Raw genomic sequence first — 13,362 nt, 5'->3', positions numbered from 1 at the left:
CGCCTTGTCGGTTTTCCGTGTTCGTCCGGGATACCTCTTGAAAGCCAATCAAGAAGCGATCTCACGGGGAGTCCTGCAATGCCGCACCACCCAATCCAACCCTTGGCCCGCGCCCTGCGCCGTGGCGTGTTAGTCAGCCTGCTGGCTGCTGTGCCGATGGTGCCGACCCAGGTTTACGCCGAACAAAGCGCTGAAGCGCTACGCACCTACAGCATTGCGGCGGGCAACCTCGACCAGGCGTTGAACCAGTTCGCCAGCGCCTCGGGCATCTTGTTGTCGGTGGATGCAACACTCACCGAAGGCAAGCGCAGCGCTGGCCTGCAAGGGCGTTACGCCGTTGGGAGCGGCCTGGAGCGGTTGCTGGCGGGCACTGGCTTGGTGGCCGTGCAGTCGCCGGGCGGTTGGTCGGTGCAGGCACTGGTTGGTGACGGCCCGGTGCAGCTTGGCGCCACCCAGATCAGCGGCCAGCAAGCGCAGGAAAGCGCATGGGGGCCGGTGGATGGCATCGTCGCCACGCGCAGCGCCTCCGGTAGCAAGACGGATTCGGCACTGGTGGAAATTCCCCAGACCATCAACGTGATCAGCGCCGCCGAGATCAAGGCGCGTGGTGCCCAGAGCGTCACCCAGGCCTTGCTCTACACGCCGGGTATGACGGCGGGCGGCTTCTCCGACCGGGTCAAATTATTCGATGAACCGACCTCGCGTGGCTTCTCGCCCACGCCGCTGTACCTCGACGGCCTGCACCTGCCTTACGGCGGCGGCAGCACCGGTGGCGCGTTGCAGATCGAGCCGTACTCCCTGGAGCGCATCGAAGTGCTCAAAGGGCCCGCGTCGGTGTTGTACGGGCAGAACCAGCCAGGTGGCATCGTCAACATGGTCAGCAAGCGCCCCACCGAAACCCCGTTGCACCAGGTGGTGCTGGAAGCCGGCACCTATGAACACAAAAGCGCCGCCATCGACCTCGGCGGCCCGCTGGACGAGCAGGGGCAATTTCTCTACCGCCTCACCGGCCTCGCCAATGACGGGCAGGACGAGATCAACTATGTAAAGAACAAGCGCCAGTTCATTGCCCCCAGCTTCACCTGGCGGCCGAACGACGATACCCACCTGACCCTGTTCGCCCAGTACCAGAAAGACAAAGGCGTGCCCGAGGCCCAAGGCCTGCCCGCGTCCGGCACGTTGTGGAACAACCCCAACGGCAAGATCAAGCGCGACCTGTTTATCGGCGAGCCGGGCGTGAACCAGTACAACCGCGAGCAATACGTACTCGGCTACGAAGTGTCCCACCGCCTGAACGAGACTTGGACCCTCAAGCAAAACGCACGCTATGCCGAGGTCGACGACCGCTACACCGCGCCGTTGCACGGCTACGCCTTTGTCGCCAACCCGGTCACCGGCGTGCAGGATCAGCGCTACCTGCAACGCTATGCCGTGGACTGGTCACAGAACAACAAGGTGTTCGGCGTGGACAGCATTGCCCAGGCCGAATTTGATACCGGCGCACTGTCGCACACGATGATTTTTGGCCTGGATTACTACCATTCCGGCTCTTTGTTCCATGGCCTGTACGACCGCAACCCACCGGTGATCGACCTGTTCAAGCCGGTCTATGGTCAGCGGATCAACTACGGCCAACCTTACCGCTGGGACCGTACCCTGAGCCAGACTGGCCTGTACGTGCAGGACCAGATCAAATGGGATAAGTGGGCGCTGGTCCTTGGTGGCCGCTATGACTGGGCCAGCGTGGTGAACAAGGAGCCAATCCAGGACACCCGTTTTGCCAGCAAGGACGAAGCCTTCACCGGGCGCGCAGGCTTGGTGTACCTGTTCGATAACGGCTTCGCGCCCTTTGTCAGCTATTCCGAATCCTTCCTGCCGTTGACCGGCACCAATGCCGACCACAAGCCGTTCGACCCATCGACCGGCAAGCAATATGAAGTGGGCGTGAAGTACCAACCACCGGGCCAGAAGAGTTTTGTGCAAGCGTCGGTTTACCAGCTCGACCAGGAAAACGTGCTCACCACCGAACCCGACGCCACCTTCAGTACCCAGAGCGGTGCCATGCGCTCACGGGGCGTGGAACTGGAAGCCAAGGCCGTCCTCAACGATGCTTGGGACATCATCGCCTCGGCGGCGCGCAACGACATCAAGTACACCAAGGACGAAGAGGGTCGCCAGGGCCGCCACCCGGCAGGCATCTCGCCGCTCACCGCCTCGATGTGGGTCAACTACACCGTGCTCGGCGACACCCCGCTGGCCGGCCTCGGCGCAGGCCTGGGTGTGCGCTACGCCCGCCAGAGCCTGGGTGATTACTATGCCGGTGCTTTCACGGTGCCGTCCTACAGCGTCTACGACGCCAGCCTGAGCTACGACCTGAGCCGCTCGCCGCTCAAACTCAAGGGCGTGAAACTGGCGCTGAACGTGCAGAACCTCACCAACAAGACCTATGTGTCGCAATGCACCAGCGACCTGGATTGCTACTACGGGGAAGGGCGCACCGCCGTATCAAGCCTGACCTACGACTGGTGAGGGAAGCTTTACGTGCGCAGCAGCATGATGGTGGCGTCGTCATCTGTGGCATATCCGTGAAGGGTTTGCTCTCTGATGGCGCCAGCCTGGTGCTCGGCCGAGAGTTCGGCCCAGAAACCGTCAGTGGCCAGGACCCATGTTCTTTCTATGCTCGCCTGCAATGGCTGAACATGAGGCTCGTGGGGGCGACGACCGCTCATGCAGTTGAGCAGTCGTTTACGGGCGGGGCTATTGGCTATAAATGAGTGGCTCAGGTCGCCTTTCCAATTTGGCCCACAGTGGGGCGCGCTTAGCCAGATCGTTCGTTGGTCTTTATCCAGGTATCCCAGGCAGCAGTCACCGGCGTGAATAGAAACCATCGATTGACCCACCACCAGCAATGCCAGGTAGCTGGTGGAGGCAAAAGGGAAGTCCGGGCAAAGGTTTGAATGTACTGCGTTGAGTGAGCCGAGCGTCAGTTTCAAGGCATTGTCGGGACAAGAAGCAACAGAGGGTTCTGCACGGGAAAAACACTCAAGCACGTGGTGAATCAGTGCCCGCGCGAGGTCTCCGCTTCCTGGTTTTGAGGTGCCGTCGGCGATCACATACAGGCACGCGCCTGAATTGTGTGCCGAACCGCTCGCATCGCGGTTTTCTGTTCTGCCAACCCCTTGTCTGCTGAGGTTCAAGAGCAGAGTCAAACGGACACTCCGAATCCGATCAGCGCCCTCAATCGCTCGTGAATCAGCGTCTCACGGTCTGAGCCCTGGGCCGTGCTTTGAATGACGTCTCGAAACGCTGATAGCTTCAGCAGTGCCGAGAATTGCTCACTTACGAAGTGTCGCAATGGAATGGGGGCCCGTTTTACTTCTTCGATAAGTTCCTCTCTGCCGTCCAGCAAAGCGATGATGTCCTCAATGTCATTGGACATCAGGACGTCACCACATCCTCGACCCTGATAAGCCTGAAGCTTTGCGGCAAGAAACCAGGGCGCGGCGAATACCTTGATCGCTGTTCCGTTGGGGAGTGTGTAGTCGATGGCATTTTCCAGTCCGCCGACGAACCAGGTATTAGAGAACCCCAAGACCTTTTCATCGGTGGGCATGAAGTCGACCTTTAATGCGCCGAGCCTTAGGCGACAGGTGACTGAATCCTGACCGGTATTTTTGAAGCCTCTGGGTTTAAGGCTTTCTTCCAGTCGGTACCAGTCCGTGGTCCCCGTCAAATGAATGACCAAGTCCACATCGTCTGTGCCGCGAATCGACTCCAGCGTGTATTCGTCGGTGATGAGCAAAACAGTGGTGCAGCCGCCGACAAAGGCAATTTGCTTTCGCAGTGTCTCACCTAGCGCCTCGGCAACCTCCTCAAGCATCTGCAGCATCATTGTTCTGTTGGAGGTCACAAGATCCACTCCCGAAGCATTGCGTCAGCAATTTTTGTTTCGCGCGGGCCGCCAATGCGGATGGCGTCGACGAGAGCGAGGAAGTGGTAGAGAAGCTCGTCTTTTTTCACGGCGCCGGGAACGGTTCTGTAGAGAGGCGTGATTTCCTGTCCTTTGCTTTTTCCGTAGGCGTCTGGCCAGACGGGAATGAGATCGCCGCCACTTATGACCTTGCCTGCCAGGATCGGCGCGGCGAAAGCCGTCGGAATACCCCGCACGATAGGGCCTGGTTTAACCGGGAAAATATAGCGAATGCTGTAGGTGACCAGGTCAAGCAGCGCTTTGTTTCTTACCAGAGGTAGGCCGTCAGTGTGATTCGTGTAAATCAATCCAATGTCCCTGCAGCGATTCAGGGATGAAGAAACTTCGGTTTTGCTAAGACCCAGTGCAGAAGACAAAGCCCTCACCGAGTAATTGTGTTGGCTGCTTTTTTCGGAGTCTTCATCAACGTCATCCCAGCCCCGCCAGTCATCAAATGAAGAAAGTAGAATGGTCTCGAAATCTTGAATGTATTCCGGAAGACTTTGAAACCCGAGGGACGCGTTCTCTTTTTCCACAGAGAACTTTCGCTTTTTCACGCGCTCCCCTTTGGCTTGGAACTCCAGGCTTATTAATTTGAATAGGACCACAATGTCTTGACTTTTCATGGGGCTCCAAAGGTATGTGTCCTCTGTCCGCGGACAGAGGACACTTTCTTGCATGGAGTTGCCATAAATGTCAACGATTCTGCAAAAAAACCACATACCCCCGAAACCATTCACTTCCCTTCAGGTACCCCGGCTCCTTCCAAACCCCGCCCTGAATCAACCCGATCTTGAACGGCACCCCCAAGCGGTTCATCCGTGGCAAATACGCCGCGTAGTCCGGAATGCTGTGCCGCCCTTGATAAGTCTGCACAACCACCTCATCCACCACGCCTTTGAGCTGGGCGATGGCGGCGGGGTCGGCGTTGCTGCTCCAGTCCATCAGGCCGGTGATGCTCAGGCGCAGGTCGGCCGGCAGGCGTTGGCGCAAGTCGCGCAGGAAGTCGGCGTATTCGTGCAGGTATTGGGTACGGGCGTCGAAGTCGATCTGGATGCCGACCACCGGGTTGCCCGCGTCACGCCAGCGTTGCACCTGGCCGAGCAGTTGGGTGTAGACCCGCTCGGGCCAGTGCAGGGTATGGGCGCGGTACACCACCCAGACCTCGCCACGGGTGAGGCGCGGCACGCTCATGCCTTGGGCGATAAGCTGCACGCCGCGCGCCGGCGCCCGGCGCGTTGAGTTGATCTGGCCCTGGAGGATGTACAGGGTGTTGGCCTGCTTGAGCACCGGCTGGGGCGTCACGCCGCTCCACAGCCAGAAGGCGTCATAGTCGCTGGCAACGACGGCGCCGAACACCGGGCTTGCCAACAGGAGCAAGCCCAGCCACAGGTGCTTCACCAGTAGTACTGCAGCGATTTGCCCCACTGGGTGTCGGCGAAACCGCTCTTGAGCTGGCGGAACCAGGCTTTACGCACGGCCGGCTCTACATCAACGCCGCCGCAACTGTTGTAGCCGGCCGGCGCGTAGCAATTGATGGCGCGGAACAGCGCGTAGGCCTTATCGTTCTTCGACGCCTTGGCGTTGCCGATCACTTGCTTGTAGCCGTCGAGCCGCGAAAAGGTTTCGCCTTTGAACTGCGACGCGGTGCTGCCCAGGCTGCCCGCTGCACGGGCTTGTTCCAGTGGCATGCCGTCGAGGTTGTTGCGCAGGATGAACTCACCCAGGCAGTTCAGCGCCTGTGGGCTCTTGCCGTCGGCCTGCAAGGTGGCGGCGGTTTGCGCAATGCTCGGGCAGGCGTAGCCCGACTCGGCCTTGTCGCCGTTCCACTGGAACAGCTTCAAGGTCTGGCTGGCGCTGTAGATGTAACCCAGGCTGGTGCCCAACTTGTCCTCGGGGGCCGAGGCGGGCAGTTGCTTGAGGTCGTCGGCGAATGTCGCGTACTGGCCGCGCAGCAAGTCTTTATAGAGCAGCACGAACTGGGCGGTCTCGCGCTCTAGCGGGTCGCTGGCCTTGGCGATCTGCTGGCGCAGCAGGTCGGGGCCTGCGATGTTGCGCAGCAGGATGTAACGCACCTGCTTGGCGCCTATCGGCGAGTTGGCGGCAAACACCTTGGCCAACTGGCCGCTGCGTTCGTAGTTCATCGCCAGGGCCAATTCCAGCTGGTCGCGTTGCAGTGGCAGTGTTGCCAGCGGCAGCAGTTGCAGCCACAAGGCCTCGGCGCCTTTCCAGTCTTGTTTGGCTTCCAGGGCCAGGGCGCGCAGGGTCTGCTGGCTGAAGGCGAAGTAATTCAGGCTCGACGGCACGTTCTGCGGCAACAGCTTGAGGGCGGCGTCGGGCTGCTGCTCGGTGTACAGTGCATTCACCGCCAACAGGTAGTCGTAGAGTTCCGGCTCGCTGGCAAACACCGCTTTTTGCTGCTCGATGTCTGCACGGCTGAGGCTCGGCTGGTTGCCGCCGCGCATCACCATCAGGTCGCTGACCAGCTGGATCATCGGCGTCTTGACGGTCTCGCTGTTGACCATCAGCAGCTTGAGGTCAGCCTCTTCCACCAACTCATCCACCGACACGTTGCGCTGCGCGTCGGTCGCCTGGGTCATTTGCCAGGCAAACGCGTCGGCCAGCTTGCTGTTGTCGTTGGCCAACCAGTACACCCGGCGCAACAGGCCCCGTGCGGAGGTGCTGTAGGTGCCCTGTGGATAAGCCTTCAGGTAGCTGTCGAAACCCTGCTCGGCCTCGGCCAGGGCGGACTTATCCACACGGTCCAGGTGCGGCATGCCGTCTTCGTCGTAGGCGTTGGCCTGGGCGCTGTTAAGCGCAGTGCGCGCAGTCATGTACTGCGCGGCTTCCTTCAGCCACGGCAACGCGCTTTTGCCGGCCGCCGTGAAGCCGCTGGACGCCTCGGCGAAGCGGCCGCTGTAGAAGTCGGCGGCGGCTTGCAGGTAGTCGCGCAGCACTTGGCCGTCGGCGGACTGGATCTGTTGCGGGTCTGCCACCACCGGGCCGTCCCAGTCGCAGGTGGTCAGCAGTTGCAGGCGGGCCTTGACCAGCAATTCGCGTTCGGGCGCAGGCATGTCGGCTTTGACCACCTGGCTGATGAACGCGGTGGCGCTGTCATCGTCGTTGCTGCGGCAGCGGCTGCCTTCGCCATTGAGGAAGGCTTCGCCGGCGGTTTTGTACTCGTCGCGCTTGATGCCCAGCGGGCCGAGCAAGGTGTCGAGTTCAGCGGTGCGCGAATCGTCCGGGCCGTCGTCGGGCTCGGTGCTGTTGTCTGCATGGTGCGCCAGGCGGTACACCGGGAACGGCACCGGGCCGAAGCCTTGGGCCAGGTCATCGTCATTCAGGGCATTCGGCGTCAAGGGTGCGGTTTTCTTATCGGCCAGCAACAAACGCAGGTTCACCCGGCTGTCATTGCCCGGGCTCAGGAAGGGCAGGTTGCTGCAGGTGTCCAGGCTGCTGCGCGACACCCGCCAATCCGGGTAGCACGAGTCGTCGGAACTGGCCTGGGCCTGCAGGGAAGTGCCGGCCAGCAGGGCCAGCGCCAGGGGTGACAGAAAACCGATGCGCATGACGTGTCCTTGATCCTGAGTCCTTGGAGGGGCCGCAATCATAGCTTGATCCGACAGCCTCTTCGGTGAATGCCCACACAAAATGCTGATTTGTCCGATTTTTAGTAGTGGCAATTTAACCTCTCTGCCCTAGACTGCGGACATCGTCAGGGAGGTCGATCGTATGAAGCCGTTACGTGGATGGGTGTTCGGATTTTCCTGCTGGATGGGCATTGCACCGTTGGCCCTGGCCCAGGACCCATTACTGGATCAGCCGGCCGCCGCCGCAGCCAGCGCCAGCAGCGAGGCCCGTGGCGTATTGCGCGCCCGCGACCAGGCGATGCTGGCCAGCGAGCTGTCGGGGCGTATCGTCGAGCTGCCGTTCAGCGAGGGCGAATCGTTCAAGAAAGGCGACACCCTGGCGCGTTTTGACTGCTCGGCCTACCAGGCCCAGCTCAACGCCGCCCAAGCCGCCAGCCGTGGCGCCGGTGAAGAACTGGCCCACAACAAGCAATTGGCGGCGCTCAATTCCGTCGGGCGTTTTGAAGTGGCCCGCGCCGAAGCCAAGCTCACCGAAACTCAAGCTCAGTCCCAGGTGTACCAGGTGCAGGTCAAGCGCTGCAGCGTGCTGGCGCCGTATGACGGCCAAGTGGTGCAGCGCAAGGTCCAGCGCTACGAGAGCGTGTCGGCGGGCGCGCCGCTGCTGGAAATCGTCGACAACCGCAGCCTGGAAATTCACCTGTTGGTGCCGTCAAGCTGGATGGCCAAACTCAAGCCCGGCCAGACCTTCAACTTCACCCCCGACGAAACCGGCCAGGCGTTCAGCGCCACGGTCAAGCGCCTCGGCGCGCGTATCGATGAGGGCAGCCAGACGCTGCTGTTGGTCGCCACTCTGCCCAATGCCACAGGCTTGATGGCCGGCATGAGCGGCACCGCGCACTTCGCCCAACTGCAATGAACGCACCGATCCCGGGCAACACCGAGCGGGTGTTCGCGCAGTTCCTCGACCTTGAGCGCCAGACCCGCGCCGCGCGTACCACCGAGCAACTGGCCTACAGCCTGGTCAACGATGGGCAGCCGCTGTTCGGTTATCGCCATGCCGCCTTGCTGATCGCCGGCAAAGTGCAGGCGGTGACGGCGGTGAGCAGTGTCGATCCGAATGCGCCGTTCGTGGCATTTGTCGAGCAGGCGGTGGCGCAGTTGCACGCCCAGGGTTTGGGCGCGACGGCGCGGGTGGTGCCTGCCGAGCCATTGAGCGATGCGGTGCAAGCCGACTGGCAGAGCTTATCGGCCGCCCATGTGTTCTGGTTGCCGTTGATCGACCCTCAAAACCAAGTGTTCGGCGGCCTGTGGTTGGCACGGGATACGCCGTGGAACCCGGCCGAGCAAGTATTGCTTTCGCAATTGGGCGGCACCTACAGCCATGCCTGGCATGCGCTGCAACCGCGCCGGCCGTGGCGCCTGCGCCTGACGCGCAAACGCCAGGTGCTGGTGGTGGTCGCGTTGCTGTTGATGCTGCTGATTCCGGTGCGCCAGTCGGTATTGGCGCCAGCCGAAGTGGTGCCACTGGCCGGTCAGGTCGTAGCAGCACCCCTGGATGGGGTGATCGCTGAATTCCTGGTCAAGCCCAACCAGACGGTGAAAACCGGCGACCTGCTGCTGCGCTTTGAAAGCACCACCCTCACCGCCCAGGCCGATGTGGCCGCGCGCGCCCTGGGCGTGGCGGAAGCCGAACTCAAGGCCAACGCCCAGCGCGCGTTCGCCGATGCCGAATCCAGCTCGCGCATTGATCTGCTGGCCGCTCGCGTCGAACAAAAACGCGCCGAACGCGACTACGCCCGTGAGCTGCTCAAGCGCAGCGAAGTGCGCGCCGAGCGCGACGGTATTGCGGTCTTTGCCGACGCCGAGCGTTGGACCGGCAAACCCGTGCAAACCGGTGAACGCTTGCTGCAGATCGCCGACCCCGGTCAGGCCGAGCTGCGCATCGAACTGGCCGTGGGCGATGCGATTGCCCTGGCGCCCAACGCCCAAATCGCGCTGTTTCTCGACAGCGACCCATTGCAACGCTACCTGGCCACCCTGCAACGCGCGGCCTACGAAGCGCAGCCCACGCCGGGCGGCCAATTGGCCTATCGCCTGGATGCGCAGTTCGATGCCGCGCCGCCGCGTATCGGCCTGCGCGGCACGGCGAAGATCTATGGTGAGCGCGCGCCGCTGGCGCTGTACCTGTTGCGCCGGCCGCTGGCGGGTCTACGCCAGAGCGTTGGCCTCTGATGAACCTGCCTCAACTGCGCGACGACCTGCAACTGTCCAGCAGTGGGCCGGCGCTGGATGGTTCGCCCCGCTGGACCCTGGCCGACCCGGTGCGCGGGCGCTATTTCAAATTGGGCGCTACGGCCATTCGCCTGCTGCGCCATTGGTCGCTGGGTGATCCGGACAAAGTCTTGCAAGCCGCCAACCGCGAGCCGGGCTTGCCGCTGGGCGATTCCGAGGTGGAAGAGCTGCTGGGTTTCTTGCGCGCCCACGACCTGATCGCCGCTCTCGACCCGGAACAACGCGCCAGCTACCTCTATAAAGCCGCTGCCCAGAAGCAAAGCCTGTGGCAGGTGCTGCTGCATCAATACCTGTTTTTCCGCATCCCGCTGTGGCGGCCGGATGCGTTTCTCAATCGTGCCTGGCCATGGCTGGCGCGCTTCGGCCCGGGGTTGTTGCGCTACGGTTTGCCCATCGTGCTGGGCCTGGGCATATTTTTGGTTGCGCGCGATTGGCAGCGCTTCCTGGCGACGTTCCCGCACCTGTTCAGCCTGGGCGGCGCCCTCGCATTTGGTGTGGCGCTGTTCTTTGCCAAGTTATGCCATGAGTTCGGCCACGCGTTTATGGCCAAGCGCGCCGGTTGTCGCGTGCAGAGCATGGGCGTGGCGTTCATGGTGTTGCTGCCGATGTTCTACACCGACGTGAGTGACGCCTGGCGGGTCAATGATCGCCGGGCACGGTTGATGATCGGTGCCGGTGGCGTGATGGCTGAACTGCTGCTGGCGTGTGTGGCCTTGCTGGCCTGGTCACTGTTGCCGGACGGTCCGGCGCGCACCGCCGCATTCATGCTGGCCAGCGCCACGTGGTTGACGACGCTGGCGATCAACCTCAACCCGTTCATGCGTTTTGATGGTTACTTTTTGATCAGCGACTTATGGGGCGTCGACAATTTGCAAGGCCGCGCCTTTGCCCTGTGCCGCTGGCGCCTGCGCGAGGCGCTGTTCGGCTACGGCGAGCCGGCGCCGGAACCATGGTCGCCGGTGATGCAACGGCGGTTGCTGTGGTGGGGCTACCTGTCGTGGCTGTGGCGGGCGGCGTTGTTCCTGGGGATTGCGCTGGCGGTGTATCACCTGTTCTTCAAGCTGCTGGGGATCTTCCTGATGCTGGTGGAACTGGTGTGGTTCATCTTCCTGCCGATTTGCAAGGAGTGGCGCGAATGGTGGGGCCGTCGCAGCCAGGCCCACGCGCCCCGCGTGCTGCTCAGCGGCTTGGGCCTGGCGTTGATCGTGCTGGTGCTGGTGGTGCCGTGGCGCAGTGCGGTGGAGTTGCCCGCCATGCTTGAAGCCGGGCGGGCCAGCGCGTTGCATGCGCCGGTGGCGGCGCGGGTCAAGCAATTGCGCGTGGTGGATGGCCAAGTGGTGACCCAGGGCCAGGTGCTGGTGGAGCTGGAGTCGCCGGACCTGGACGCCCGGCAAAGCATCGTGCGCCGTGAAGTGGAGATTTTGCAGCTGCAAATGCGCCGCCAGGCCGGGCGCAGCGAAACGGCGGCAGACGCCGGCATCAACGATCAACGCCTGTCACAGGCCCTCGCCGAATACCGTGGGTTGGCTGCCCAGCGTGAGCGTCTGCTGTTGCGCGCCCCCCACGCGGGCACCGTACGCGATGTGTTGCCGCAATTGAGCGTGGGTCGCTGGCTGTCGCCCAAAGACGTGCTGGCGCGAGTGGTGGAAGACGGCGCGCGCCTGCGCGGTTACCTGGCTGAAGCCGAACTGTGGCGGGTTGCACCAGGATCGACCGGGCGGTTTATCGCCGATGACCCGATGCACGCCGCCATCGCAGTGGAATTGACCGATATCGACGCCAACGGCGTGGCCTATCTGGACCAGGAGGCACTGACGTCCGATCACCACGGGCCGATTGCCGTGCGCCGCGATGAAAACCAGCGTCCGGAGCCGGTGCAGGCCCAGTACGGCGCGCGGTTGAAAAGTGTGCAAACGATCGAAACCCCACACCAACCGTTGCGCGGCGTGGTGGTGCTGCAAGGGCGCAGCGAGTCAGTGCTGGGCGTGGCCTGGCGACGGGCAGCGGCGTTGGGGGTTCGGGAAAGCGGGTTCTGACAGGAGTTGAACGCGATGATGAACAAGGAGGGCGCGTTGGCGCTGGGGCTGGAAATGCGCCCGTCTCGGGCGAGTGATCAGCCGTTTTTGCACAGCCTGTACCGCTCGGCGCGGGCGGATTTGCAGTGGATCGACGGCGAGCAAGGCCTGGTAGAAGAAGTGATCAGCCAGCAATTCCAAGTCCAGGAAACCGGCATGGACACGCATTTTCCTGGCGCCCTGCATTACGTGATCGAAAAGCTCGGCACGCCCATCGGCGCCTTGAGTGCAGACTTCGGGCCCAATGAAATTCGCGTGCTGTATTTGGCGTTTATCCCCGCGGCACGCGGCCAGGGGTTTGGTCGTGCGGTGCTCAAAGGGGTGCAGCAAGCTGCCACGCAGGTGTTCTGCCCGGTGGCCACGGTGGTGTGGGCCAGCAACCCCCAGGCGCGCCAGCATTACCTGGCGCTGGGGTTTAGGGTCGAGGAGCAGACGCCCGCCGCGCAGCGGTTGGTGTGGTACCCGTCTCAGTTGAATACGATGCAGAAGTAACCGCGCTCGCTGTCACGGCCCATGGCGGGCTCCCGGGACACAAACACCTGTTCCAGGGTGGCGCCGGGCAGTGGCAAGCGGCATAAGCCATCGACGAAGTCCGTCGGGCCGAGGCTGTTGAGTTGCACACTGAACGCTCCACGAGTGGCGCCGGGCATAGTGGCGTCCGGCGTTTCGCGCAGGCTTTGCACCTGGATCGGCAGCGCCGAACCGTCCGGCAGGTACAACACGCTGGTGCGCGCCAGCAACGGTCGAAAGTGTTCGAGAGTGACCAGGTTCAGCATAGGAAGGCTCCACGTCAGAAGTGCCGAGGCCCGCGAGCCTCGGCCAAGGCAGTGCGTCAGCCGCGTGACGGAAAGATGCCGTTCAGGGCAATGCTGAAATTGATCGCCAGGAAGGGGTTCATGGTCGCCATGGGTTGGCCCTGGCCGGCCGGGCCGATCGTCGGGCTGGTCACCGTGGTGCTCACACCCTGGAGGGGCACCGGGTTGGCGCCCTGTTGGTCCGAGTAGATCGACGCGCTGCCTGGTCCGCCGCCGGAGGCGCCGATAAATGAGTTGGTGGCGGTGGGTGTTGTCACCGGGTTGCTGGTCAGGCTCGTCAGTTGGATCGCCGTGGTGGCGGTGATCGCGGTGGCGGTGTGGGTATGGACCGGCAGGTTGACCAGCGTGGCCGTCACGGATTCAGTGCCGGAAAATTCGCCGATGACGCGCGTGGTCAGGCCCGCGCCGCTGCCTTGGCCGACGGGCAGCCGGCCTTGCAGGTCTGGCAACTTGAAGGTTTGCACGCCATCGCCGCCATAGGTGGTAGTGATCAGGGCGAACAATGCCTGGTTCTGGTTGATGGAGAGGGTCTGGCCGGCGCACAAGGCCCAGCCTTGTGGGGCAAAGTTAAACGCAAAGGGTTGAATGGTGCCGATGAATACTTCCATGAATCGCTCATC

General features: G+C 62.6%; 12 protein-coding genes. 5 read left to right on the top strand and 7 right to left on the bottom strand.

Annotated features, from left to right (window positions below):
• The first annotated feature begins 78 nt into the window (after positions 1-78).
• Positions 79-2,529: a TonB-dependent siderophore receptor gene (locus tag HX792_RS18690; protein WP_176997448.1), complete on the top strand. Its 2,451-nt coding sequence runs from the start codon at positions 79-81 to the stop codon at positions 2,527-2,529.
• 8 nt (positions 2,530-2,537) lie between these two features.
• Here HX792_RS18690 and HX792_RS18685 read toward each other — a convergent pair whose 3' ends face one another.
• From HX792_RS18685 to HX792_RS18665, 5 genes are all read right to left on the bottom strand, one after another.
• Entirely contained in the window at positions 2,538-3,209 is a 672-nt protein-coding gene (locus HX792_RS18685) for a protein phosphatase 2C family protein (RefSeq protein ID WP_176997447.1), read from the bottom strand.
• Positions 3,206-3,892, bottom strand: coding sequence for a hypothetical protein (locus HX792_RS18680; protein WP_176997484.1), 687 nt, complete (start codon positions 3,890-3,892; stop codon positions 3,206-3,208). Before HX792_RS18680 ends, HX792_RS18685 begins: the two co-directional genes overlap by 4 nt.
• A gap of 14 nt (positions 3,893-3,906) precedes the next feature.
• The gene (locus tag HX792_RS18675) at positions 3,907-4,596 is read right to left on the bottom strand and encodes a hypothetical protein (protein WP_176997446.1); all 690 of its coding nucleotides are present in this window, start codon (positions 4,594-4,596) and stop codon (positions 3,907-3,909) included.
• Between the two features lie 70 nt (positions 4,597-4,666).
• Positions 4,667-5,371 carry a DUF3142 domain-containing protein gene (locus tag HX792_RS18670; protein WP_176997445.1) on the bottom strand — a complete coding sequence of 235 codons (705 nt, stop codon included), beginning with the start codon at positions 5,369-5,371 and terminating at the stop codon, positions 4,667-4,669.
• The gene (locus tag HX792_RS18665) at positions 5,368-7,539 is read right to left on the bottom strand and encodes an outer membrane assembly lipoprotein YfiO (RefSeq protein ID WP_176997444.1); all 2,172 of its coding nucleotides are present in this window, start codon (positions 7,537-7,539) and stop codon (positions 5,368-5,370) included. The genes HX792_RS18670 and HX792_RS18665 overlap by 4 nt, the downstream gene beginning before the upstream one ends.
• 163 nt (positions 7,540-7,702) lie before the next feature.
• On the opposite strand from HX792_RS18665, the gene HX792_RS18660 reads away from it, so the two are divergent.
• The 4 genes from HX792_RS18660 to HX792_RS18645 are packed head-to-tail and all read left to right on the top strand — an operon-like array spanning position 7,703 to position 12,419.
• Complete coding sequence (locus HX792_RS18660) at positions 7,703-8,476, top strand: efflux RND transporter periplasmic adaptor subunit (RefSeq protein WP_176997443.1); 774 nt, start codon at positions 7,703-7,705, stop codon at positions 8,474-8,476.
• A complete protein-coding gene (locus tag HX792_RS18655) occupies positions 8,473-9,792 on the top strand; it encodes an efflux RND transporter periplasmic adaptor subunit (protein ID WP_176997442.1) in 1,320 nt (439 codons plus the stop codon). The genes HX792_RS18660 and HX792_RS18655 overlap by 4 nt, the downstream gene beginning before the upstream one ends.
• The gene (locus HX792_RS18650; protein WP_176997441.1) at positions 9,792-11,888 is read left to right on the top strand and encodes a biotin/lipoyl-binding protein; all 2,097 of its coding nucleotides are present in this window, start codon (positions 9,792-9,794) and stop codon (positions 11,886-11,888) included. Before HX792_RS18655 ends, HX792_RS18650 begins: the two co-directional genes overlap by 1 nt.
• 15 nt (positions 11,889-11,903) lie before the next feature.
• Positions 11,904-12,419, top strand: a complete 516-nt coding sequence (locus HX792_RS18645; protein WP_176997440.1) for a GNAT family N-acetyltransferase — start codon at positions 11,904-11,906, stop codon at positions 12,417-12,419.
• Here the strand turns inward: HX792_RS18645 and HX792_RS18640 are convergent.
• Together HX792_RS18640 and HX792_RS18635 are read right to left on the bottom strand one after the other, a co-directional pair.
• Positions 12,395-12,703: a hypothetical protein gene (locus HX792_RS18640; protein ID WP_176997439.1), complete on the bottom strand. Its 309-nt coding sequence runs from the start codon at positions 12,701-12,703 to the stop codon at positions 12,395-12,397. The two genes, HX792_RS18645 and HX792_RS18640, sit on opposite strands and share 25 nt — an antisense overlap.
• Before the next feature lie 56 nt (positions 12,704-12,759).
• Complete coding sequence (locus HX792_RS18635; RefSeq protein WP_176997438.1) at positions 12,760-13,350, bottom strand: phage tail protein; 591 nt, start codon at positions 13,348-13,350, stop codon at positions 12,760-12,762.
• Positions 13,351-13,362: the final 12 nt, after the last annotated feature.

The organism is Pseudomonas sp. B6002 (genome assembly GCF_013385985.1).
Taxonomy (GTDB): domain Bacteria; phylum Pseudomonadota; class Gammaproteobacteria; order Pseudomonadales; family Pseudomonadaceae; genus Aquipseudomonas.
This window is presented reverse-complemented; position numbering and strand designations above follow the sequence as displayed.